We start from the raw sequence: 23,253 nt of genomic DNA, 5'->3' as shown, positions 1-23,253 counted from the left end.
TGGCGCAATCGATCAGTGCCCCGTCGGCTTCTCCAGGATCGTCTTCAGAGAGACCTTGGCCGAGCCGGGCTTGAGCGGCTTCTGCTGCGAGGCGTCGGGCGCCCAGCCGGACATCCACACGATCGAAAAACTTGCCCGGATGCGGCCGTCCGGGTCCGAGAACCGCTCGGCATAGATTTCGGCGGAGCGCGCGAACAGCCGCCTGGTGGCCGGTCGCCGGCTGCGGTCGGAAAGCGGGCTGGTCTCGCCCATGGCGCGCAGATCGGCGGCAAGGCCGAACAGCGAGGAGTAGCGCACCGTGACCGTCTCGACGTCGGCGACCGGCAGCGCCAGCCCGGCGCGCTGCAGCAGCGCGCCGGCGTCGCGCACATCGGTGAATGGAAGGACGCGGGGGCTCGCGCCACCATGAAGCTCGGTCTCGGCGGCAAGCAGGCTTTCGCGCAGCTCCGCAAGCGTGCCGGCGCCGGCCAGAGCGCCGAGGAACAGCCCGTCGGGCTTCAGCGCGCGGCGGATCTGTGCCAGCACGCCGGGGATGTCGTTCATCGCCTGCAGCGACAGCAGCGAGACGACCAGATCGAGGCTTTCAGCTTCGAACGGCACGGTTTCCGCCGGGGCGACGACGCCGGCTTCGCCTGCAAGGAAGGCGTCATCGGTCTCCACACGAACGATATCGGCCACCTTGCCGCTGTCCGCGAGCACCCTGGCCGCAGCCGATGTCTGGCAAAACAGCGCCACCGCCTTGCCGAACCTGCGCTCGACGGCGCCCAGCCGGTCGGCAAGGTCCTCCGCCGCCCGCCGCATCAGGAAATCGGCGCCGTCGAGGGGGCGGATGAGCGCACGGCGCTTGTGCGCAAGCCAAAGCTCCGTGTCGATCAAGGGTTGCAATGGGCTATTCCTGTTGTCCGCGCATGCCGGACCGATGCTATGGTGGCGCGGGATTACCTTCACGTGGCCGATCCGGTGCACAAGATCAAGACCATTGCGATCAAGGACATGGCGCGGCAGACGCTCAACTGGCCGGCGCGCATGCTGTTTCCGCCGGTCTGCGCCGGCTGCCGCCGCCACGTCTCGCAGCCTGGCGTGCTGTGCGGCGCCTGCTGGCCGAAGCTTCGGCTGCTGGAGAAGCCCTGGTGTCCGGTGATGGGCACGCCTTTCACCCACGACATGGGCGAGGGTTTTCTCTCCGCCGAGGCGATCGCCGATCCGCCGCCTTTCGAGCGGGCACGGGCGGCGGTCGTCTATTCAGGGGTTGCACGCCAGATGGTGCAAGGGCTGAAATACCAGGATCGTACGGATCTCGCGCCATGGATGGCGCGCTGGATGCTGCGCGCCGGCGCGGAGCTGATCGCCGAAGCCGACGTGGTGGTGCCGGTGCCGCTGCATTGGCGGCGGTTCTTGCGGCGGCAATTCAACCAGTCCGCGGAACTGGCGCGGGCGGTATCGAAGCTCAGCGGCCTGCCTTTTTCGCCGGCAGCGGTGAGACGCGTGAAGCTTACCCGCCAGCAGGTCGGGCTGGAGCGGCACGAGCGTGAGGAGAATGTGCGCGCCGCCTTCCGCGTACCGCCTGAAGCCGAGATCGAGATCTCCGGCCGCAGGGTGCTCGTCATCGACGATGTCTTCACCACAGGCGCCACCGTGCGCGCTGTGGCCAAGGCGCTGAAGAAGAGCGGCGCCGGAGCGGTCGACGTGCTGACCTTCGCCCGTGTCCTGCCGGGGGACTTTCGGGCCGACGAGTCCGCGACTATATAGGATTGAATTTGGTGCATGTTGTCGTCCCGCAACTCCTGGGCGATGTGCGCAAGCAGGATTGCTGACTGATGGTCGACGTGACGATCTACACCCGGATGATGTGCGGCTATTGCACCGCCGCCAAGCGGCTGCTCGAGCGCAAGGGTGTGGCCTATACCGAGCACGACGCTTCGTTTTCGCCGGAACTGCGCCAGGAAATGATTTCGCGGGCGCATGGGCGAACCACCTTTCCGCAAATCTTCATCGGCGACACGCATGTCGGCGGCTGCGACGACCTCCATGAATTGGAGTCGCAAGGCCGGCTGGACGGGCTGCTTGCCAACGGAGCGAGGGCTTGATCATGGGCATTTTCAAAGCGGCGGCTGTGCAGATGCGTTCAGGCACCAGCCCGGAGCGCAACGCGGCCGATATGGAACGGCTGGTCCGCGAGGCAGCAGACCAGGGCGCGACCTATGTCCAGACACCGGAAATGACCGGCGCGCTTGTCCGCGACAAGCAGGCAGGCGCCGCGGCCTTCACCAGCGAGGATAAGGATGTCGTCGTTTCGACCGCGCGGAAGCTTGCCGAGGAACTCGGCATCTACCTGCATGTCGGCTCGACGGCGATACTGCGCGCCGACGGCAAGCTCGCCAACCGCGCGTTCCTGTTCGCGCCCGACGGCGCCACGATCGCCAATTACGACAAGATCCACATGTTCGACGTCGACCTCGACAATGGCGAAAGCTGGCGCGAATCCGCCTCTTACGAGCCGGGGACCGAGGCCATCGTCACCGACATCGATGGCGCGAGGCTGGGGTTCGCCGTCTGCTACGACCTGCGCTTCCCGCAGTTGTTCCGCGCCGAAGCGCTGGCAGGGGCTCATGTGCTTTCGGTGCCTGCCGCCTTCACCCGCCAGACCGGCGAGGCGCACTGGCACGTGCTGCTGCGGGCGCGCGCGATCGAAAACGGCGCCTATGTCGTCGCGGCCGCGCAAGGCGGGCTGCATGAGGATGGGCGCGAGACCTATGGCCATTCGCTGATCGTCGACCCGTGGGGGCGCATCATCGCCGAAGCCGCGCATGACGAGCCGGGCGTGATCGTCGCCGAGATCGATCCGTCGCAGTCTGCGACCGCGCGCCGCAAGATCCCCAATCTCAAGAACGCGCGGGATTTCAGTGTCAATGCCGGCGAAGGCGAGGCGCCACGTCTCAGGGGTGCAGCCTCTTGATCCGCTTTTCGCTTATCTGCGAGCACGAGCACGAGTTCGAGGCCTGGTTCCGCAGCAACGACGACTTCGACACGCAGAAGAAGCGCGGCTTCGTCGACTGCCCGGCCTGCGGCTCGCACAAGATCGAAAAGGCGCTGATGGCGCCTGCCGTCTCGACCTCGCGCAGCCAAGAAAAGGTGGCGCTCGCCATGGGCGAGGCGCAGAAACAGGCGCTGGAGCAGCTCAAGGCCCTTGCCGAGAAGGTGCGCGAGAACGCCGACTATGTCGGCGACAAGTTCGCCGAGGAAGCGCGCAAGATCCATTTCGGCGAGACCGATCCGCGCGGCATCTATGGCGAAGCGACGCCGGAGGAGGCGCAAAGCCTCGCCGAGGACGGCGTCGAGTTCATGCCGATCCCGGGCTTTCCGGAGGACCGGAACTGAATCCCGACCTTTGTTCTTATGCAATTCCGGACGGAAAACTGCTACAAACTTTTTCTGGAATTGCTTTAGCTCAGGCTTCCGATCAGCTTTTCCAGCAATTTTGCCAGTGTTTCCCGGTCCTGGCTCGTCAGGCCTGAAAGGATCTGGTGCTCGTTGGCGACATGGGCGGCAAGCGCCCCGTCAATCAATTCGCGGCCTTTTGCGGTGAGTTGCACAACCACGCCGCGCCGGTCGCTGGGGTGCGGCGCGCGCTGGATCAGGCCGGCCTTCTCCAGCCGGTCGAGCCGGGCGGTCATGGCTCCGGATGTGACCATCGTCGCCTCGTAAAGCTCGGTCGGCGTCAGGGCGTAAGGCGCGCCTGAACGACGAAGCGTCGCCAGCACGTCGAACTCGCCTTGCTGCAATCCGAAGCGGGCGAAGAGCGGCGCCAGCCGCTCTCGCGAGATCAGCGAAGCGACTTCGCTCAGCCGCCCGATCACGCCCATCGGCGAGACGTCGAGGTCGGGCCGCTCCTTGCGCCATTGTTCGATCGCTCTCGCTGCACGGTCCATGTGTCTCACTGCAAAGTATCTTGACATTAAGAATCTTGTCGTTATGTTACCTCAAGTTGGAGCAGCCGCCAAGCTCGGCCTCGCGGCTACAGGATCACGCAGATGAAAATTCTCTGGGACTCGGCACTCGGCCTTCTGATCGTCACCGGCGGCCTGCTCGGCATGACGCTGCCCTTCGGCAAGCTTGCGACGGCCGCCGGAGTGCCGGCTATGGTCTGGGCTTTCGTGATCTCGCTCGGCGCCGGCGGCGTGCTGCTGATCGCGCTTCTGCTGCTTGGCCAGCGCATCCGGCTGACGGCACACAAGCTGCGTTACTTCTTCGTCACCGCGGCTGTGTCCTATGCCTTTCCCAATCTCCTGATGTTCTCGGCCATCCCGCATCTGGGCGCCGGCTACACGGGCATCATGTTCACGCTGTCGCCGGTCATCACGCTGGTCTTCTCGATCCTGCTCGGTGTCAGGCGACCCAACCTCACCGGCGTCATCGGCATTGCCGTCGGCTTCGTCGGCGCTGCGATGGTAGCGCTCAGCCGCGGCGAGGCCGGCCAGCCAGCCGATTATTTCTGGGTGGCGATCGGCCTGCTGATCCCGGTCAGCCTCGCCGCCGGCAACATCTACCGCACGGTCGACTGGCCTGAGGATACGGGCCCGATCGAACTCGCCGTCGGCAGCCATCTAGCATCGGCGGTCTTGCTTCTCCTCGGCATCCTGACGCTGTTCGGCTGGCAGGCGTTTGCTCCACTCGGCGGCGTGCCGCTGGTGGTTGCCGGCCAGGTGGCGTCGGCTTCGGCGATGTTTGCCTTCTTCTTCCGGCTGCAGGCTGTCGGCGGCCCGGTCTATCTCAGCCAGATCGGCTATGTGGCGGCTGCGGTCGGGCTCTTTGCCGGTACGATCTTCCTCGGCGAGCACTATCAGTTGCTGACCTGGCTGGGTGCCGCCATCATCACCGCCGGTGTGTTCATCACCACCAAGGCGCAGAGCCAGCCAAGAATGAGGGTGCAAAGCCAGGCGGCCTAATGCATGTCGCCCAGAAGCGTGCAGCGGTTTTGGGATAACGACATGCATAAAAACAAAGACTTAAGGCGCGTCGCCTGAATCCGTTTCAGTGCGACGCGCTTTACGTCCAAAACCGCAATGTTGGCCAGTCAGACCGAGGCCTTCTCGGCCAGCACCATGTAGTTGACGTCCATGTCCTTCGACCGCTGCCAGCGGTCGGCCAGCGGATGATAGATGACGCCCGTGCGGTCGATGACCGTGAGGCCCGCCGCTACAAGCGCCTTCCCCAGTTCCTCGGGCCGCACCAGCTTGCCGAACTGATGCGTTCCGCGCGGCAGCCAGCGCAACACATATTCGGCGCCGATGATGGCAAGGCCGAGCGCCTTCAGCGTGCGGTTGATGGTGGCGACGAACATGATGCCGCCGGGCCGGACCATCTCACCGCATTTGGCTACGAACAGATCGACATCGGCGACATGCTCGACCACTTCCATGTTGAGGATGACGTCGAATGTCTCGCCGGCGTCGGCCAGCGCCTCGGCCGTGGTGGCGCGATAGTCAATGCTGACGCCCGCCTCCGCCGCGTGCAGCTTGGCGACCTCGATGTTGGTGGTCGAGGCGTCGGCGCCGACCACCTCGGCGCCAAGCCGCGCCATCGGTTCGCACAAAAGCCCGCCGCCACAGCCGATGTCGAGGAAGCGCAGGCCCTCGAAAGGCCTGGCTGCCCGCGGATCGCGGCCGAAGCGCGTGGCGACCTGGTCGCGGATATAGGCCAGCCGCACCGGGTTGAACTTGTGCAGCGGCCGGAACTTGCCGTTCGGGTTCCACCACTCGGCGGCAAGGGCGGAAAAGCGCTCGACTTCTCCGGCATCTATGGTCGATCGGCGGGGCTCTGGCATGAAGCGGGTCTCCTCGAGCGCTAGGAAGTCGGGGAACGCTAGGAAGTCGGGTCCCCGGCGGAGAAAGTCAAGGCAGGTTTTTCCGCTGCCGGCAGGGATCAGCCCCCTATCGAGGCAGTTCTAGCCGATCGGACCTAACGCGACAGCGCGATCGTTGCATGCCCCATCTCGACGCTAGCCGGCTCGATTGCCCGCATCGCCTCGCAATCGCCGATCTCGGCCATGATGCGCTGCGCCGCCGCCTGGGCCTGTTCAAGGCTTTGCCAGCGCACGACATCGAGCCAGCTTCCGTCGTCGCGCTCGCCGAGATGGCGGCTGAGAAAGCCGGGCTGGCGCGCGAGCCAGTCGGTGACGACGCCATTTTGGGCGACAAAATCGGCCGCAGCCTCCGGGTTGAGGCGGAAGCTGACGATTTCCAGCGTCTCGGTCATGAATTCCTCCATCCAATGCCTTTCTTCGACCTTATCGCACGAAGGCCGCAGGAATCTGTCAGGAGACCTCAACCCGACCAGAGCCTTCTTAATCCCGCCATCGCTTGCGAAGCTTGGATGTTTTGGTTAAGGAGGCCGCGCATTTCCGCGGCTCGGCCTTGCCGGGCGCTTCCCGCATTCGGCATAGAGCCGGCTTTAGTCAAAGGCATCTCGCTTCCATGGCGCGCATCGTGATGAAATTCGGCGGAACCTCGGTCGCCGACATCGCCCGCATCCGCAATGTGGCGCGCCATGTCAAACGCGAGGTCGATGCGGGCCACGAGGTTGCGGTGGTGGTTTCGGCGATGGCCGGCAAGACCAACGAGCTGGTCGCCTGGACCCGTGAGGCATCGCCGATGCACGATGCGCGCGAATATGATGCCGTCGTCGCCTCCGGCGAGCAGGTCACCGCAGGTCTTTTGGCAATCACGCTGCAGAACATGGGCGTGCATGCCCGCTCCTGGCAGGGCTGGCAGATCCCGATCAAGACCGACAACGCGCATGGCGCGGCGCGTATCCTCGATATCGACGGCGCGTTCCTGATCAAGCGCTTCGGCGAGGGTCAGGTGGCGGTCATCGCCGGCTTCCAGGGCATCGGCCCGGACAACCGCATCGCCACGCTCGGCCGCGGCGGCTCCGACACCAGCGCCGTGGCGATCGCGGCCGCGGTCAAGGCCGACCGCTGCGACATCTATACCGATGTCGACGGCGTCTATACGACCGACCCGCGCATCGAGCCGAAAGCCCGCCGGCTGGCCAAGATTTCGTTCGAGGAAATGCTCGAAATGGCCTCGCTCGGCGCCAAGGTGCTGCAGGTGCGGTCGGTCGAGCTTGCCATGGTGCACAGGGTGCGTACCTTTGTGCGGTCGTCCTTCGACGATCCCGACGCGCCCGGAATGGGGGATTTGCTCAATCCGCCCGGAACGCTTATTTGCGACGAGGAAGAGATCGTGGAACAGCAGGTCGTCACCGGAATTGCCTATGCCAAGGACGAAGCGCAGATTTCGCTGCGTCGCGTCGGCGACCGCCCGGGCGTTGCCGCCGGCATCTTCGGCCCGCTGGCCGAGGCCAACATCAATGTCGACATGATCGTCCAGAACATCTCCGAGGACGGCAAGTTCACCGACATGACCTTCACGGTGCCTTCCGGCGACGTCGACAAGGCGCTGGCCGTGCTCGAGCGGCTGAAGGCCGATGTCGGCTACGACGTGGTGCAGTCGGAAGCCGGCATGTCGAAGGTCTCGGTCATCGGCATCGGCATGCGAAGCCATGCCGGCGTCGCCGCCACCGCCTTCAAGGCGCTGGCCGACAAGGCGATCAATATCCGGGCGATCACCACGTCCGAGATCAAAATCTCGATACTGATCGACGGTCCCTACACGGAACTTGCAGTTCGTACTTTGCATTCCGTCTACGGGCTCGATAAGCAATAGCAAGAACTGAGTCAGTTGTTGCGTGAGCGCCGGCCGCGGGAGAAACTGCGGCGGGCACAGTGCCCATTGGAGAAGAAGCCGCGATGCGTGACATGGCCGGTGGCCCGCGCGTTCTGCTGAAACGGCTCCGCGAGCTCATGCAGGAGCCGCTGGAGCCGCAGGAGAGGCTCGACCGCATTGTGCGCGACATCGCCTCCAACATGGTCGCCGAGGTGTGCTCGCTCTATGTGCTGCGCGCCGATTCGGTGCTCGAGCTCTACGCCACCGAGGGTCTCAACCCCAACGCCGTCCACCTCGCGCAGCTGCGGCTTGGCCAGGGTCTGGTCGGCACGATTGCTGCCAGTGCGCGGCCGCTCAATCTCTCCAACGCCCAGGAGCACCCGGCCTTCGCCTACCTGCCTGAGACTGGCGAGGAGATCTACAACTCCTTCCTCGGCGTGCCGGTGCTGAGGGCAGGGCGCACGCTGGGCGTCCTGGTGGTGCAGAACAAGACGATGCGCCACTATCGCGACGACGAGGTCGAGGCGCTCGAAACGACGGCGATGGTGATCGCCGAGATGATCGCCACCGGCGATCTCGCCCGGCTGACCAGGCCGGGGCTCGAACTCGACCTCAGCCGCCCGGCAAGCTTCACCGGGCTTTCCTTCAACGAAGGCGTAGGACTAGGCCATGTCGTGCTGCACGAGCCGCGTATCGTCGTCACCAACCTGTTCAACGAAGACAGCGAGGAGGAGGTCCGCCGCCTCGACCGTTCGCTCGGCTCGCTGAGGCTTTCCATCGACGACATGCTGGAGCGCCGCGACGTCGCCTTCGAGGGGGAGCATCGCGAGGTGCTCGAGGCCTACCGGATGTTCGCCAACGACCGCGGCTGGGTGCGCCGGCTGGAGGAGGCGATCCGCAACGGCCTGACGGCGGAAGCGGCGGTGGAAAAGGTGCAGAGCGACATGCGCGCCCGCATGCTGCATATGACCGACCCTTACTTGCGCGAGCGGATGAGCGATTTCGACGATCTCGCCAACCGGCTGCTGCGCCAGCTGATGGGACGCGGACCGGAGGACGTCGCGGCCTCGCTGCCCAAGGACGCCATCATCGTCGCCCGCTCGATGGGTGCGGCCGAACTGCTAGACTACCCGCGCGACAAGCTGCGCGGCCTGGTGCTTGAGGATGGTGCTGCGACCAGCCATGTCGTCATCGTCGCCCGCGCCATGGGCATCCCGGTCGCCGGGCAGGTCAAGGGCGCCGTCTCGATGGCGGAAAACGGCGACGCCATCATCGTCGACGGCGAGGAAGGCACCATCCACCTTCGCCCGCAGTCCGACCTTGAGGCCGCCTATGCCGAAAAGGTCCGCTTCCGGGCGCGGCGGCAGGAGGTCTACCGGGAGCTGCGCAAGAAGCCGTCGCTGACCAAGGACGGGGTCCAGGTCGATCTCTTGATGAATGCGGGCCTCGCCGTGGACCTGCCGCAGCTTACGGAGTCGGGCGCTGCCGGCATCGGCCTGTTCCGTACCGAATTGCAGTTCATGGTCGCCTCGACCTTCCCGCGCGCCGAGGCGCAGGAACGGCTCTACCGCGACGTGCTCGACGCCGCGCGCGGCAAGCCGGTCACCTTTCGCACAATCGATATCGGCGGCGACAAGGTGCTGCCCTACTTCAAGGGCGCGCTGCAGGAGGAGAACCCGGCGCTCGGCTGGCGGGCGATCCGCCTCACGCTCGACCGCCCCGGCCTGCTCAGGACCCAGATCCGCGCGCTGCTCAAGGCCTGCGGCGGGCGCGAGCTGAAGCTGATGCTGCCGATGGTGACCGAGCTGTCGGAAATCGCGCAAGCGCGCGAGATCATCGACCGCGAAGTGCGGCATCTGTCGCGTTTCGCGCATCATCTGCCGACCAGCCTCAAGCTTGGGGCAATGCTGGAAGTGCCGTCGCTGCTGTTCCAGCTCGACGAGCTAATGAAGGCGGTCGATTTCGTCTCGGTCGGCTCCAACGACCTCTTCCAGTTCATCATGGCGGTCGACCGCGGCAACACGCAGCTCGCCGACCGGTTCGACACGCTGTCGGCGCCGTTCCTGCGCGTGCTGAAGCAGATCGCAGATGCCGGCGCGCGCAACCATACGCCGGTGACGCTTTGCGGCGAGCTGGCCGGCAAGCCGATATCGGCGATGGCGCTGATCGGCCTCGGCTTCCGCTCGATCTCGATGTCGCCAGCCTCGATCGGCCCGGTCAAGGCGATGCTGACCGAGTTGCCGCTGCGGGAGCTGGAAGCCTTCTTCAAGGACAATCTGATGGCGCCGGCCCAAGGGACGCCGATGCGGGCGCTGCTGCAGGCCTTTGCCGACGATCGCTCCATTCCGCTATAGCATCCGCCATGATCAACCTGCCCCGCGACCGTATGGATCAAGTCGTCAAGCGTTTCGACATGCTCGAGGCGCAGATGTCGGCCGGGCCGTCGGCCGATGCCTATGTCAAGATGGCTTCGGAATATGCCGACATCCAGGAGATGGTGGGCAAGATCCGGGCGCTGCGCGCCGCCGAGCAGGAACAGACCGATCTGGAAGCAATGCTCGCCGACAAGGCCACCGACGCCGATATGCGGGCGCTGGCCGAGGCCGACCTGCCTGAAGTCGAGGAGCGCATCGAGGCGCTGCAGAAGGATATCCAGATCCTGCTTCTGCCCAAGGATGCCGCCGACGAGAGGAACGCCATCCTCGAAATCCGCGCCGGCACCGGCGGCGACGAGGCGGCCTTGTTCGCCGGCGATCTGTTTCGCATGTATGAGCGCTATTCCGCTTCGCGCGGCTGGCGTTTCGAGGTCGTCTCGGCCAGCGAAGGCGAGGTCGGCGGCTACAAGGAAATCGTCGCCTCGGTATCGGGCAAGGGCGTTTTCGCGCATCTCAAATTCGAATCCGGTGTGCACCGCGTGCAGCGCGTGCCGGAAACCGAAGCCGGCGGGCGGATCCATACCTCGGCGGCGACGGTCGCCGTGCTGCCCGAGGCCGAGGAGGTCGATATCGATATCCGGCCCGAGGACATCCGCATCGATACGATGCGCGCTTCCGGCTCCGGCGGCCAGCACGTCAACACCACCGATTCGGCGGTGCGCATCACCCATCTGCCGAGCGGCATCATGGTGGTGCAGGCGGAGAAGTCGCAGCACCAGAACCGGGCGCGCGCGATGCAGATCCTGCGGGCACGGCTTTACGACCTCGAACGCAGCCGCGCCGACGAAGAGCGCTCGGAGTCGCGAAAGTCGCAGGTCGGCTCGGGCGACAGGTCGGAACGCATCCGCACCTATAATTTTCCGCAAGGCCGCGTCACCGATCACCGCATCAACCTCACCCTCTACAAGCTCGACCGGGTGATGATGGGCGAGCTCGACGAGGTGGTCGATGCGTTGATCGCCGACCATCAGTCGAAGCTACTTGCCGACATGGGCATTGATGGCTGATGTGCTGCCTGCCACGCTCGGTCCGCTGCTGCGCGCGGTGAGGGCGCGGCTCGCTGCGGCCGGCGTTGCCGATCCGGCGCTCGATTCCAGGCTGATCGTCGAGCATTTTTCCGAAACCACACGCGCCCAGGCCATCGCGGAACCGGGCCGAGTGGTGGGTTCTACGGCGCTTGCGGCCATCGAGGCGGCCATGAGACGTCGCGTCGCAGGCGAGCCGGTGCACCGCATCCTCGGCTATCGCGAATTCTACGGGCTGCGGCTGTCGCTGTCGCCGGACACGCTGGAGCCGCGTCCGGACACCGAGACACTGGTCGACGCGGTTCTGCCCTTCGCCAAGGCAACGGCTGAGAGGCTCGGCGAATGCCGTATCCTCGATCTCGGCACCGGAACCGGCGCCATCGCGCTGGCGCTGCTCAGCGCCGTTCCCGCCGCGACCGCGACCGGCGTCGATATTTCCCCCGCCGCGCTGGCGACCGCCACGCGAAACGCCAAGGATCTGGGGCTCGGCGGGCGCTTCAACGCCTTGAATTCCAACTGGTTCGAAAAAGTTTCGGGCCGTTACCATGTAATTGCCGCGAACCCACCCTATATACCCAGTCGAGACATTGGAAATCTGCAGGACGAGGTCCGCGATTTCGATCCACGCCGGGCCTTAGATGGCGGTGTGGACGGTCTGATCCCCTACAGGATCATCGCCGGAGAGGCGGAAGGGTTTCTGGAAGCACAGGGCAAGGTAGCGGTCGAGATCGGCTACACGCAAAAAGACGAGGTCACCGCAATCTTCGCGGCGGCCGGCTACAAGCTGGCGGACGCGCGGCGCGATCTCGGCGGAAACGACAGGGTTCTGGTGTTTGAGCGTTGAAACCCCTGATGCAGTCCGAAAAAACGCTTGGCAACATTAGGGAATGCAGCTAGGTTCCGGCTTGACCGGATGAGACGAAGCAGGCAGTGCTCTTAGCGATTCGGTTTTCCTTGGAAATAGCTGCCTCCTTGCGCAAACGACGCCCATGCTTCGTGCGGGAATCGTCCGGCAAGTGATGTAACCGGAACAGGATGGCACGTGGCGCCAACGCAATCGATGCGGGCGAACGCCGGTGAAAAAACGAAACGGGCGGCTGCATGAGCGCCACCGCTCGCGAACAGTTTTGAAATTTCACATGAAGAGAGTCGAATGAGGCCACAACAGCAGAACAGGCGCATGCGCGGTCGCAACAACAATGGCGGCGGTGGCAACCAGAACCGCAAGGGACCCAATCCCCTGACGCGCAACTACGAGAGCAACGGTCCGGACGTGAAGATCCGCGGATCGGCTCAGCAGATCGCCGAAAAATACGCCGCACTCGCGCGTGACGCGCAAAGCTCCGGCGACCGGGTGATGGCGGAGAACTACCTCCAGCACGCCGAACACTACAATCGCATCATTGCCGCCGCCCAGGCGCAGATGCCGATCCAGAACGCCCAGCAGAACCGCGACGATTTCGACGACGACGTCGATGAGGATCGCGACGAGTTCGACGCCGTCGGCAACGCAAATGCCGGCGAGTCGCAGGGCGCGGCGAACGGCTCAGGGCCGCAGCCGGTGATCGAAGGCACGCCGGCCGAGCTCGGCTTCAACCAGGAAAACGGCCGCGACAACAACCGGCGCGATAACAACGGCCGCGACAGGCACCGTGACCGCCGCAATGGCGGCTATGGCCAGTACGGTCAGAATGGCCAGCGCGGCGACAATGGTCAGCGTGATGGGGGTCAGCGTGATGGGGGCCAGCGTGATGGGGGCCAGCGCGGCGAACATGGCGGCCAGCAGCTCGACCAGAACCGCCGCAACGAGGCGCAGGTGCAGTCTGAGGCTTCCGCCGAAGCTGGCTCCGCGGCTGATCCGGCTCCGCTGTTCGACAGTTTCTCGCCGGCGGCGCTTGCCGCCCAGGCCGAGCGCAACGAAGCCCCCGCCGACACTGGCGGCGGGCGCCGGCAGAGACGTCCTCGCCGCGGACGCGGCAGTGCCGAGCAAGCCGATAACGCCGAACAAGGCAATGCCGACCGGGCGGACAGCCCTGCCGATGAAGGCAACGCCGTAGGCAACAGCAACGACGCGGTGGCCTCTGCTGCCGAACCGGCCAGTTCAGCGCCGAGCGAGAGCGTCGCCAGCGAACCGGCAGGCGGCGCCAGCGAACCGGCGATCGCCGACGCAAACAACTGACCCAAGTCCATTTTCAGGCATTCGAACGGCGGAGAGAAATCTCCGCCGTTTTTGTTTGTGCGCCCATGGAATAATATGCGGTGGTCGAGATCCAGACGTCTTGAGAGCCCGTCATTCCCACACCATATCTCGCCCGAACAGGACTCGGCTCGAATGGGCGGGTCCGTCACCGCAATCTGATCCGGTGCCGCAAAGCGGGCCGGTGATGGAAGGAGACAGATATGAATCTTGAGAAATACTCGGAGCGCGTGCGCGGTTTCATCCAGTCCGCGCAGACCATGGCGCTCTCGCGCAATCACCAGCAATTCACTCCCGAACATATGCTGAAAGTGCTCGTCGACGATGAGGAGGGGCTTGCCGCGTCCTTGATCGAGCGCGCCGGCGGCCGTGTCCGCGATGTCAAGCTCGGCGTCGAGACGGCACTGGAGGCCATGCCCAAGGTCGAAGGCGGCAACGGCCAGCTCTATCTCGCCCAGCCGCTCGCCAAGGTGTTCTCGACCGCCGAGGAGCTGGCCAAGAAGGCCGGCGACAGTTTTGTCACCGTCGAGCGGCTGCTGCAGGCGCTCGCCATGGAAAAATCGGCCAAGACAGCCGACATCCTGGCCAAGGCCGGCGTCACCGCGCAGGCGCTGAACCAGGTCATCAACGACGTGCGCAAGGGCCGCACCGCCGATTCGGCCAATGCCGAGCAGGGCTATGACGCGCTGAAGAAATACGCCCGCGACCTCACCGCCGACGCCCGTTCGGGCAAACTCGATCCGGTCATCGGCCGCGACGATGAAATCCGCCGCACCATCCAGGTGCTGTCGCGGCGCACCAAGAACAATCCTGTGCTGATCGGCGAGCCCGGCGTCGGCAAGACGGCGATCGCCGAAGGCCTGGCGCTGCGCATCGTCAATGGCGACGTGCCGGAATCGCTGAAAGACAAGCAGCTGATGGCGCTGGACATGGGCGCGCTGATTGCCGGCGCCAAATATCGCGGCGAGTTCGAGGAGCGGCTGAAGGCCGTGCTCAACGAGGTCACCTCGGCCAACGGCAACATCATCCTGTTCATCGACGAGATGCACACGCTGGTCGGCGCCGGCAAGGCGGACGGCGCGATGGACGCGTCGAACCTTTTGAAGCCGGCGCTGGCGCGCGGCGAGCTGCACTGCGTCGGCGCGACCACGCTCGACGAGTACCGCAAGCATGTCGAGAAGGACGCCGCACTTGCCCGCCGCTTCCAGCCCGTCTTCGTCGACGAGCCGACGGTCGAGGACACCGTCTCGATCCTGCGCGGCCTGAAGGAGAAGTACGAGCAGCATCACAAGGTGCGCATCTCCGACTCGGCGCTGGTCTCGGCCGCGACGCTTTCCAACCGCTACATCGCCGACCGCTTCCTGCCGGACAAGGCGATCGACCTGGTCGACGAGGCCGCGTCGCGGCTGAGGATGCAGGTCGATTCCAAGCCCGAGTCGCTGGACGAGATCGACCGCCGCATCATGCAGCTCAAGATCGAGCGCGAGGCGCTGAAGGTCGAGAAGGATGACGCCTCGAAGGACCGGCTTGCGAAGCTGGAGAAGGAACTCACCGACCTCGAGGAGCAGTCGACCGAGCTGACCGCGAAGTGGCAGGCCGAAAAGCAGAAGCTCGGGCTTGCCGCCGACCTGAAGAAGCAGCTCGACGAGATGCGCAACGAGCTGGCGATTGCCCAGCGCAAGGGCGAGTTCCAGCGCGCCGGCGAGCTTGCCTATGGCAAGATCCCTGAGCTGGAGAAGAAGCTCAAGGAAGCCGAGGCTCAGGACGGCAAGGCCGGTATGGTGGAAGAGGTGGTCACGCCCGACCACGTCGCCCATGTCGTGTCGCGCTGGACCGGCATCCCGGTCGACAAGATGCTGGAGGGACAGCGCGAGAAGCTGCTGCGCATGGAAGACGAGATCGGCAAGCGCGTCGTCGGCCAGGGCGAAGCGGTGCAGGCGGTGTCGAAAGCTGTGCGGCGCGCCCGCGCGGGTCTGCAGGATCCGAACCGGCCCATCGGCTCGTTCATGTTCCTGGGCCCGACCGGCGTCGGCAAGACGGAACTCACCAAGGCGCTCGCCGCCTTCCTGTTCGACGACGAGAACGCATTGGTGCGCATCGACATGTCGGAGTTCATGGAGAAGCACTCCGTCGCCCGGCTGATCGGCGCGCCTCCCGGCTATGTCGGCTATGAGGAGGGCGGCGCGCTCACCGAAGCGGTGCGGCGCCGGCCTTACCAGGTCGTGCTGTTCGACGAGATCGAGAAGGCGCATCCGGACGTGTTCAACGTGCTCCTGCAGGTGCTCGACGACGGCCGTCTGACCGACGGTCAGGGCCGCACGGTCGACTTCCGCAACACGCTGATCATCATGACCTCGAACCTCGGTGCCGAATATCTCGTCAATCTTCGTGATGACCAGGATGTCGATGCCGTGCGCGACGAGGTGATGAGCGTGGTAAGGGCCTCGTTCCGGCCGGAGTTCCTCAACCGCGTCGACGAGGTGATCCTGTTCCATCGGCTGCGCCGTCAGGACATGGACCGCATCGTCGAGATACAGCTCAAGCGCCTGGAGAACCTGCTTGTCGACCGCAAGATCGAGCTGTCGCTCGATCACGACGCGATCGAGTGGCTGGCGTCCAAGGGCTACGATCCAGCCTATGGCGCCAGGCCGCTGAAGCGGGTGATGCAGAAGGAACTGCAGGACCCGCTGGCGGAAAAGATCCTGCTCGGCGAAATCCTCGACGGCTCGACCGTCAAGGTCACCGCCGGCTCCGATCGCCTGAACTTCCGCTCGAAGCCGACCGTGGTGGCGGCCGAAGCCGCCGCCTGATTTCGAGCTCCAGCGTATGAACGGGAGCGCGTCGCGCCGGATCGGTGCGGCGCGCTCTTGCTTTTCGACAGGGCCATATCGCAAAACCGATACCGATCCTGGTTATCGGAAAGGGGCGATTCGTGAAGCTCGAGGACTATAACGGCTTCTGCGCCTCGCTGCCCGCTGCGACGCATGTCGTGCAGTGGGGCGGCGCCCATGTCTGGAAGGTCGGCGGCAAGGTGTTCGCGATCGGCGGGCACGACCGGGAGGGCCAAGTCTTCGTCACCTTCAAATGCTCCGACATGGCCTTCGACGTGCTGAAGGAACAGCCGGGCTGCCGGCCCGCGCCCTATCTTGCTTCGCGCGGCATGAAATGGATCCAGCGTCAGACAAGCCAGAGCGTGGATGATGCGGCGCTGAAGGACTATCTGCGCGAAAGCCACCGCCCGGTTATGCTGAAGCTGACGAAACTGGCGCGCAGCGAACTGGGGCTGCGCTGACATTCGGTTCGGGATCATGATGAAACGCCGGAAATCCGCCATCTTCATGCCCGGTTCATATTGGAAACCTTAGTTGGATGACTGATTTGCTGGCGAAGGGGTCGCCCGCGAAGCGCCGGAGAGCTTGACCACAATGCTGCGCACCGTCTTTTCCGTTTCGGCACTCGCGGCCGGGCTGGTGTCTTTCGGCGCGCTCGCTGCACCGAGCCCGGATGGCGCGCAGAAGGCGGTTCGGCCTGCCCAATACGGCGCGCTCGTGCTCGCCCAGGACGGCAATATCGACATCTACTACGATGCCAGGGGCAACCGGGTGCTTGTCGATGCCGACACCGGCAAAGTCATCGCCATTCAGCCGCCGCAGAGCAGGCTCGACCGCCGGGCGCTGCGCCGCCAGTTGCGGATGCAGGAGCTCGGGCGCGCGCCGGTCGAGGATGACGACCGCTACTATCTCGACAACCCCGACGACATGGCCCGCTTCCGCCGCAAGCAGCTGGAAGAAAACGGCAGGGTCATTCCGCCGCCGGTCGACGAATACGACGATAATTCTGTCGACGCCTATCCGCCGGCGCCCAACAATGATGAAGGCTATGCAACCACCTATCCGGAGGCGCCCGAGTCTGACACCATCAAGCGCCAGCCTCTGAACGAGGCATCGATCGATCAGGCGCAGCCCGGCCAAGGCGAAGTGCTGCAGAACAATCCGGAGACGCAGGCCGCGCTGCCGCCGGACACCGGCGGCAAGGCCACGGTCGACCCGTCGCTGTCGCTCGGCGTGCGCCAGGACGTGGCCGAACTTCAGGTGCTGCTCGACCGCGGCGGTGCCTCGCCGGGTGTCATCGACGGCCGTTTCGGCTCGAATGTCGATAAGGCTTTGGCCGCCTACAACCAGATCACGGGTAGCAATCTGAAATCGACCGACGCGGTCGGCATTAAGGCGGCGCTCGCCCAGTCGGGTGGCGATGCCTTCGCTTCCTATACGATCACACCCGAAGACGCGGCCGGTCCCTATGTCGCTTCGATCCCGGAGGATTACAGCCAGAAAGCCAAGCTCGACCGCATGGGCTACACCTCGGTCACCGAGGCGCTCGCCGAGCGCTTCCATATGGACGAGAACTATCTGAAGTCGATCAACAAAGGGCTCGACTTCAACCGCCCCGGCACCATCGTCAAGGTCGCCAATTTCGGCAGGCTGGTGTCAACACCGGTTGCCCGCATCGTCGCCGACAAGGACAAGAAGGAAGTCTTCGCCTATGAAGCGGGCGGCAAGCTGGTCGCGGCCTACCCGGCCACAATCGGCTCGGCCGACACGCCGTCGCCCACCGGCATCCACACGGTCTCGCGCATCGCGCTCGACCCGAACTACACCTACAACCCCAGCATCAATTTCAAGCAGGGCCAGAACGACAAGATCCTGACCATTCCGCCAGGGCCGAACGGTCCGGTGGGCTCAGTCTGGATCGCGCTGGACAAGCCGACCTACGGCATCCACGGAACGCCCGATCCCTCCAAGATCGGCAAGACCGAAAGCCATGGCTGCGTGCGACTGACCAATTGGGACGCGCGCGAACTCGCCAAGCTGGTGTCGCCAGGCGTCACAGTGGAATTCGTCGGCGGACCATCAATCGCCGATATCGGCGGGACCTCAACCGATGATTTTACGCAGCAATGAGCCGCGCGGCGCGGCGGCATATATCAGCTGCACCAGCAAAATGAAGGCGATGCTCGCCAGCGGGGTGACGAGGCTGAGCGCTGCGCCGATCGCCCACAGGATCTGCGCCTTGACGATGCGCTGATAGACGACACGCTTCGTTTCCGCATCGATGTCCGCTGCCAGCATGCCATTCCTGTCGGCATACCACCAGCTGGCGAACAGTGTGGCGCCGAGCATCAGAAGGTTCAGCCAGTAGACGAGCACCGCGATCCGGAATTCGAGGAAATCGGCCAGCAGGTCGGTGGAAAACGGCAACAGCGCGATGAAGGCGAGAAAGCAGAGATTGAGCGTAGCAAGCCGCCGGTCCGATTTCGCGATCAGGCCATGCTGTGCCTGCTGGCCAAACCAGAAGATGGTCAGCGTCAGGAAGCTCAGCGCATAGGTCAGGAAACGCGGCGCGAGCGCCAGGATAGCCGCAAGCAGCTCGCTCTCCGAATGCACCGCTTCATGCGTCGGCACCCTGATCTCCAGCACGATCAAGGTCAGCGCGATGGCGAAGACGCCGTCGGTTATGCCGACGATACGTCCGCGTCCTTCGGCTGACGGTTCGAGCGGCCGCTTCATGACTTTTCCCCTGGCGCAAGTCCTAACGAGCCGGAACCTAGCATGCGACGGTTCGTTTGCATCATGACTGTCATCCCCCTGGCCATGCGGCCAGTGCAACCTGGTTTCAAGAACAGCAATCCTCTGGCTCGTTGTTGCGCACGTGCTGGAGAGCTAAGCAGATATTCATGACATCTTCGAACGAAGCTACCGCCGATTCGCTTTCGACCGCGCAGCGCGCGAACCGCACGTTCTGCCCGCAGACGCGGCGCAAGTTCGTGCTGGTCGCGGCGATCCTTGCCTCGGCGCTCGGCTTCATCGACGGTTCCGTCCTGGCGATCGCCATGCCGGCACTGCGGGTCGATCTTGGCGCCAGCCTGGCGGCAGCGCAGTGGATCTCCAACGCCTACGCGCTGACGCTTTCGGCGCTGATTCTGGCAGGGGGTGCGGCCGGCGACCGGTTCGGACTGCGGCGCGCATTCGTGACCGGCATCGCGCTCTTCATCGCCGCTTCGCTTGCCTGCGCGCTGGCGCCCAATCCGGCTATATTGATCGGCTTCCGCGCCATCCAGGGCATCGGCGCCGCCATCATGGTGCCGGGCAGCCTCGCCATCATCGCCAAGGCCTATCCCAAGAAAGAGCGCGGCCGGGCGATCGGCATCTGGGCGGCTGCTTCGGCGCTGACGACGGCGCTCGGCCCGGTCCTGGGCGGCTTCGTGCTGTCGACCTTCGGCAACGGTGTCTGGCGCGCGATCTTTGCCGTCAACCTGCCGCTTGGACTGGTTTCGATCTATCTGCTGCTCGTCAAGATCCCGGCCGACCAGCCGACCGAAAAGCGCAGCCTCGATCTCGGCGGCGCCGGGCTCGCCACGCTCGCCTTCGGGGCGCTGGCCTACGGACTGACGGCGATGAACGCGGAGGGTGGCGGGATGATGGCCGGGCCGGCGATCGTTGCCGGCGTGGTCCTGCTTTTCGTCTTCATCCTTTACGAGCGCTGGCAGCGCGAGCCGATGATCGATCTCGGCCTGTTTCGCATCGGCGCTTTCGCCGGCGCCAATCTCGCGACCTTCTTCCTCTATTTCGCGCTGTCGGCGAACCTGTTCTACCTGCCGATGGTTCTGATCGCAGGCTGGGGACTGAGCTCGGCCGAGGTCGGCTTCATCTTCCTGCCGCTGTCGGCATTGATCGCGGTGCTGTCGGGCCCGGTCGGCCAGTGGTCCGACAAGATCGGCCCGCGCCTGCCGATCGCCGCCGGCAGTTTTGTGGTCGCCGTCGCCTTTGCCGGCATGGCCCTGCTTGCCCATGCCGGCATTCATAATTTCTGGACCGGCACCTTTCCGCTGATGGCCTTGATGGGTCTCGGCATGGCGCTCGTCGTGTCGCCGCTGTCGACGGCGATCATGACTTCCGTCGAGGACAAGGACACGGGCGCGGCGTCGGGCATCAACAACGCCATTTCGCGCATCGGCGGGTTGATCGCGGTGGCGGCAATGGGTTCGCTCGCGGCTTTCGTCTATGCGCGATTGACGGGCAATTCCGTCGGCATGCCCGGTTTCGGCGAACCGCCCACGTCCGGGCTCGCGGCCGATCTCGACGCATTGAGGATTTCGGCAAGCGATTCGGCTTTTGCCGCGGTTGCCGCCGTCACGACGCTGCTTTGCCTGCTGTCGTCGATCGTCGCCTGGTTCACCGTGCCTGGACAGGCGCTGCCGTGGCCGCAGCAAACGGATGATTCGCGCGGTTAATTAGGGACCTGCGATTCGGTCTTGGCGCTGGCGACCTTCAGCGAATTTCCGTCTTCCTGCTTGAGCAGGTCGTCGATGCGCTCGCGCTCGCGCTTGAAGGCGACGAGATCGTCGCCCCTCAGCACCTTGCCGACCGGCAGGCGCACGCGCATCGAATCGACCTTGGTGCCGTTGACGATCAACTCGTAGTGAAGGTGCGGACCGGTGGAGAGGCCGGTCTGGCCGAGATAGCCGATGACCTGGCCCTGCCGGACATGAACGCCAGGCTCGATGCCTTTGGCGAAGGCGCTCTGGTGATTGTAGGAGGTTTCATAGCCATTGGCGTGGCGGATGATGATCTGCTTGCCGTAGCCGCCGGCCCAGCCGGCCTTCTCGACCACGCCATTGCCGGCGGCAATGATCGGCGATCCTATCGGAGCGGCCCAGTCGGTGCCGGTGTGCATGCGGACATAGCCGAGGATCGGGTGCCGCCGTGCGCCGAAGCCGGAGGTGAAGCGCCCGTTGGGCAGCGGGTTGCGCAGCAGGAACTGCTTGGCGCTGCTGCCATTCTCGTCGAAATAGTCGGTGCTGCCGTCCTGCATCTGGAAGCGGTAGAAATTCCGCATCTGTCCGCCGAAGTTGGCCGAAACGTAGAGAAGCTCGGAACTGTCGGAAGTCTGGTCGTCGCCGTCAGGCTGCGAGAACAGCACCTCCAGACGATCGGAAGGCGAAAGCCGCGACTGGAAATCGACGTCCGAGGCAAGAAGCTTGATCAGCTTCTGCGTCATCGATTTCGACATGCCGTAGGAATAGGCGGCACGATAGATGCCGTCATAGACATTGGGCAGGTTGCCGCGCACCACCACTGGCGGCGAATCATCGAATGCCGTCAGCAATTCGGGATTGGGCTCCGGCTCCTGAGCCGGCACCAACTGCCCGCGATCGTCTAGCGCGATGGTGACGATATGCGTGGTGCGGTCGTAAACGCTGGTGCGAACCACCTTGGCGATATCGCCACGCACCTCGAGGCCGACGCGCAGCACCGTTCCCGCCTTGAGCGCCGTCGCGTTCAACAGCTTGCCGATCGCTTCAGCCATGCCGGTGGCGTCGTCGCCGGTGTAGCCCGAGTCTGCGAAGGCCTCGGCGATGTCCGTATCCTGGGTGAAAGGGATGATTTCCTCGGCAAAGGCCGGCGCCTGGTCGTCCAGCGTGGCGCGCGCCGACACCGAGACGTTCTCCGGCGTGATCTTGACGTCGTAGGAGCCGGCCATGCTCTCGGCGAAAGCGTCGCCGAATCGCTGCGGGTCGACATAATGAAGCGCCGCCACCTGGACGGCGCCGTCGCTCAAGCCGTTGCCGGCCTCGCGCACCACCTTTTCCACTTCGTCGGCGGAGAGGTCGCTCTTTTCGTCGAAGGACGCCGTCTCGATCGGGAAGTCGACCGTCTTCAGGCTCATCTCGCTTTCGACCTTGGCGCCGTAGATCTGGCCGGCGGCCGCGGCGGCGGAAGCCGGCTGGGCGTTGTCGTCGCCGTCGTCGCCGAAGACCTGCATCGGGTCGAAGGGCGGGTAGGGCCGGCTGGTGGTGTGGCCGGCCGCAAGCGCCATCTTGATCTGCACGAAGGGCATGGTGTGGATAACGTCGCGATCGCCGACCTTGGTGACCATCGACACTTCCATGCGCCGGCGGTCCTTGGCCCTGGCGATCTGGCGCGGCGCGACCAGCCTGGTCGTCTTGGCCTGCTCGCCGGAATCATCGCCACCGCCGGCGAGGTTGATGAGTTCGGCAATTTCCGGCGGCGTCGCCAGTTGCTGGCGACCGTCAAGGGCAGCGAACAAGGCCACGCCCATAAGCACGCTCGAGGTCACGCCGGTCAGGAAAGTACCCGAAAGCCAACGCGCCGAGACCTCGCGGCGGTCAGGCGGACCGCTGCGGCCGTCCGCGATCAGCGGCGGCTCGTTGCCGAGTTCGGCTATGACATCTTCCGTGTCTGGCATCCAGAAAGGCTGCTTCTTCCCCGGGGCGAAACGGCTTGTCGTTGTTCGTTGCGGCCATGACATTTGCCTGTCACGGCCTTTGAAGTCAAACGAAGCGGCAAGCCTGGGCCGTTATCCCCACTCACACGTCTCTTTACAAACGGTGCTTTCGTCGTCTGTTGTCGAGGCTCTCGCGCGTACGCGGGCGCCTTCCTTGTTGTCCCGGTGTCGAACCTCAATGCGGCGGCAATAGGGCTCCCTGTGGATGGCTGAGGACCTGCCGCGGGGGCAGTTGGCGGGCGAAACATAGCCGTCGAAAAATTCGTCGCAAAAAATTCAAAAAAGTTCGAAATCGGTGTTGACGGTTCGAGTAACCCCCGACTATATACGCCTCACCAACGAGGGCGGCGACGCTGCTGGCGACGAAGAAGTTTGCTTCTGAGGTTCGCGAGTTGGAAGAATTCAAGAGAGCCGCGTGAGCGACACTCGAGGGGCCCCGAAGCCAAAAGCGAAAGGGGCCGAGACGTTGCGTCTGCGATGTCTGTTCTTTGAAAACTGAATATTGAAGAAAGAGAAACGTGGGCGGCAGAGTCCTGCTGAACCGCTTATCCCGCCAGGGGTGA

General features: G+C 64.6%; 20 protein-coding genes. 14 read left to right on the top strand and 6 right to left on the bottom strand.

What is annotated here, in order from left to right; all coding sequences use genetic code 11:
- Positions 1-12 precede the first annotated feature (12 nt).
- Positions 13-885 (bottom strand): methyltransferase domain-containing protein, encoded by an 873-nt coding sequence (locus RFM40_RS11790; RefSeq protein WP_320224477.1) that lies wholly within the window; start codon positions 883-885, stop codon positions 13-15.
- Between the two features lie 63 nt (positions 886-948).
- On the opposite strand from RFM40_RS11790, the gene RFM40_RS11785 reads away from it, so the two are divergent.
- From RFM40_RS11785 to RFM40_RS11770, 4 genes are all read left to right on the top strand, one after another.
- Positions 949-1,749, top strand: a complete 801-nt coding sequence (locus tag RFM40_RS11785) for a ComF family protein (protein WP_292344743.1) — start codon at positions 949-951, stop codon at positions 1,747-1,749.
- A 68-nt stretch (positions 1,750-1,817) separates the two neighbouring features.
- Positions 1,818-2,087 carry a glutaredoxin 3 gene (gene grxC, locus RFM40_RS11780; RefSeq protein ID WP_292372991.1) on the top strand — a complete coding sequence of 90 codons (270 nt, stop codon included), beginning with the start codon at positions 1,818-1,820 and terminating at the stop codon, positions 2,085-2,087.
- Between the two features lie 2 nt (positions 2,088-2,089).
- A complete protein-coding gene (locus RFM40_RS11775; protein WP_320224476.1) occupies positions 2,090-2,956 on the top strand; it encodes a carbon-nitrogen hydrolase family protein in 867 nt (288 codons plus the stop codon).
- Positions 2,953-3,378: a DUF1178 family protein gene (locus RFM40_RS11770; protein WP_320224475.1), complete on the top strand. Its 426-nt coding sequence runs from the start codon at positions 2,953-2,955 to the stop codon at positions 3,376-3,378. Before RFM40_RS11775 ends, RFM40_RS11770 begins: the two co-directional genes overlap by 4 nt.
- Positions 3,379-3,443: 65 nt before the next feature.
- On the opposite strand, the gene RFM40_RS11765 is transcribed toward RFM40_RS11770, so the two are convergent.
- The gene (locus RFM40_RS11765; protein WP_320224474.1) at positions 3,444-3,929 is read right to left on the bottom strand and encodes a MarR family winged helix-turn-helix transcriptional regulator; all 486 of its coding nucleotides are present in this window, start codon (positions 3,927-3,929) and stop codon (positions 3,444-3,446) included.
- Between the two features lie 102 nt (positions 3,930-4,031).
- Between RFM40_RS11765 and RFM40_RS11760 the strand changes: the two genes are divergently transcribed.
- Positions 4,032-4,946, top strand: coding sequence for a DMT family transporter (locus RFM40_RS11760; RefSeq protein WP_320224473.1), 915 nt, complete (start codon positions 4,032-4,034; stop codon positions 4,944-4,946).
- Between the two features lie 128 nt (positions 4,947-5,074).
- Here the strand turns inward: RFM40_RS11760 and ubiG are convergent, their stop codons facing one another.
- Positions 5,075-5,824 carry a bifunctional 2-polyprenyl-6-hydroxyphenol methylase/3-demethylubiquinol 3-O-methyltransferase UbiG gene (gene ubiG / locus RFM40_RS11755; RefSeq protein ID WP_320224472.1) on the bottom strand — a complete coding sequence of 250 codons (750 nt, stop codon included), beginning with the start codon at positions 5,822-5,824 and terminating at the stop codon, positions 5,075-5,077.
- Between the two features lie 134 nt (positions 5,825-5,958).
- A complete protein-coding gene (locus tag RFM40_RS11750; protein WP_320224471.1) occupies positions 5,959-6,255 on the bottom strand; it encodes an antibiotic biosynthesis monooxygenase family protein in 297 nt (98 codons plus the stop codon).
- A 218-nt stretch (positions 6,256-6,473) separates the two neighbouring features.
- On the opposite strand from RFM40_RS11750, the gene RFM40_RS11745 reads away from it, so the two are divergent.
- The 8 genes from RFM40_RS11745 (at position 6,474) to RFM40_RS11710 (ending at position 18,345) form a co-directional block, all read left to right on the top strand.
- Positions 6,474-7,727, top strand: a complete 1,254-nt coding sequence (locus RFM40_RS11745) for an aspartate kinase (protein WP_095804440.1) — start codon at positions 6,474-6,476, stop codon at positions 7,725-7,727.
- A gap of 83 nt (positions 7,728-7,810) precedes the next feature.
- On the top strand, positions 7,811-10,081 hold the full coding sequence (gene ptsP, locus RFM40_RS11740) for a phosphoenolpyruvate--protein phosphotransferase (RefSeq protein WP_126097733.1): 2,271 nt from the start codon (positions 7,811-7,813) through the stop codon (positions 10,079-10,081).
- Between the two features lie 8 nt (positions 10,082-10,089).
- On the top strand, positions 10,090-11,169 hold the full coding sequence (gene prfA, locus RFM40_RS11735; RefSeq protein ID WP_320224470.1) for a peptide chain release factor 1: 1,080 nt from the start codon (positions 10,090-10,092) through the stop codon (positions 11,167-11,169).
- Positions 11,162-12,031 carry a peptide chain release factor N(5)-glutamine methyltransferase gene (gene prmC / locus RFM40_RS11730; protein ID WP_320224469.1) on the top strand — a complete coding sequence of 290 codons (870 nt, stop codon included), beginning with the start codon at positions 11,162-11,164 and terminating at the stop codon, positions 12,029-12,031. The genes prfA and prmC overlap by 8 nt, the downstream gene beginning before the upstream one ends.
- A 336-nt stretch (positions 12,032-12,367) precedes the next feature.
- Positions 12,368-13,366: a DUF4167 domain-containing protein gene (locus RFM40_RS11725; protein ID WP_320277570.1), complete on the top strand. Its 999-nt coding sequence runs from the start codon at positions 12,368-12,370 to the stop codon at positions 13,364-13,366.
- Positions 13,367-13,587: 221 nt separating this feature from the next.
- Complete coding sequence (gene clpB / locus RFM40_RS11720; protein ID WP_320224467.1) at positions 13,588-16,194, top strand: ATP-dependent chaperone ClpB; 2,607 nt, start codon at positions 13,588-13,590, stop codon at positions 16,192-16,194.
- A 122-nt stretch (positions 16,195-16,316) separates the two neighbouring features.
- Positions 16,317-16,676, top strand: a complete 360-nt coding sequence (locus tag RFM40_RS11715) for an MmcQ/YjbR family DNA-binding protein (protein ID WP_320224466.1) — start codon at positions 16,317-16,319, stop codon at positions 16,674-16,676.
- 133 nt (positions 16,677-16,809) lie between these two features.
- Positions 16,810-18,345 (top strand): L,D-transpeptidase family protein, encoded by a 1,536-nt coding sequence (locus RFM40_RS11710; RefSeq protein ID WP_320224465.1) that lies wholly within the window; start codon positions 16,810-16,812, stop codon positions 18,343-18,345.
- On the opposite strand, the gene RFM40_RS11705 is transcribed toward RFM40_RS11710, so the two are convergent.
- Positions 18,319-18,951: a TMEM175 family protein gene (locus RFM40_RS11705; protein ID WP_320224464.1), complete on the bottom strand. Its 633-nt coding sequence runs from the start codon at positions 18,949-18,951 to the stop codon at positions 18,319-18,321. The genes RFM40_RS11710 and RFM40_RS11705 overlap by 27 nt on opposite strands.
- Positions 18,952-19,118: 167 nt before the next feature.
- On the opposite strand from RFM40_RS11705, the gene RFM40_RS11700 reads away from it, so the two are divergent.
- Positions 19,119-20,675 carry an MFS transporter gene (locus RFM40_RS11700; RefSeq protein WP_320224463.1) on the top strand — a complete coding sequence of 519 codons (1,557 nt, stop codon included), beginning with the start codon at positions 19,119-19,121 and terminating at the stop codon, positions 20,673-20,675.
- On the opposite strand, the gene RFM40_RS11695 is transcribed toward RFM40_RS11700, so the two are convergent.
- On the bottom strand, positions 20,672-22,651 hold the full coding sequence (locus RFM40_RS11695) for a M23 family metallopeptidase (RefSeq protein ID WP_320224462.1): 1,980 nt from the start codon (positions 22,649-22,651) through the stop codon (positions 20,672-20,674). The genes RFM40_RS11700 and RFM40_RS11695 overlap by 4 nt on opposite strands.
- Between the last annotated feature and the right edge of the window lie 602 nt (positions 22,652-23,253).

The sequence above is a fragment of the Mesorhizobium captivum genome (genome assembly GCF_033977165.1).
Taxonomy (GTDB): Bacteria; Pseudomonadota; Alphaproteobacteria; order Rhizobiales; family Rhizobiaceae; genus Mesorhizobium; species Mesorhizobium captivum.
This window is presented reverse-complemented; position numbering and strand designations above follow the sequence as displayed.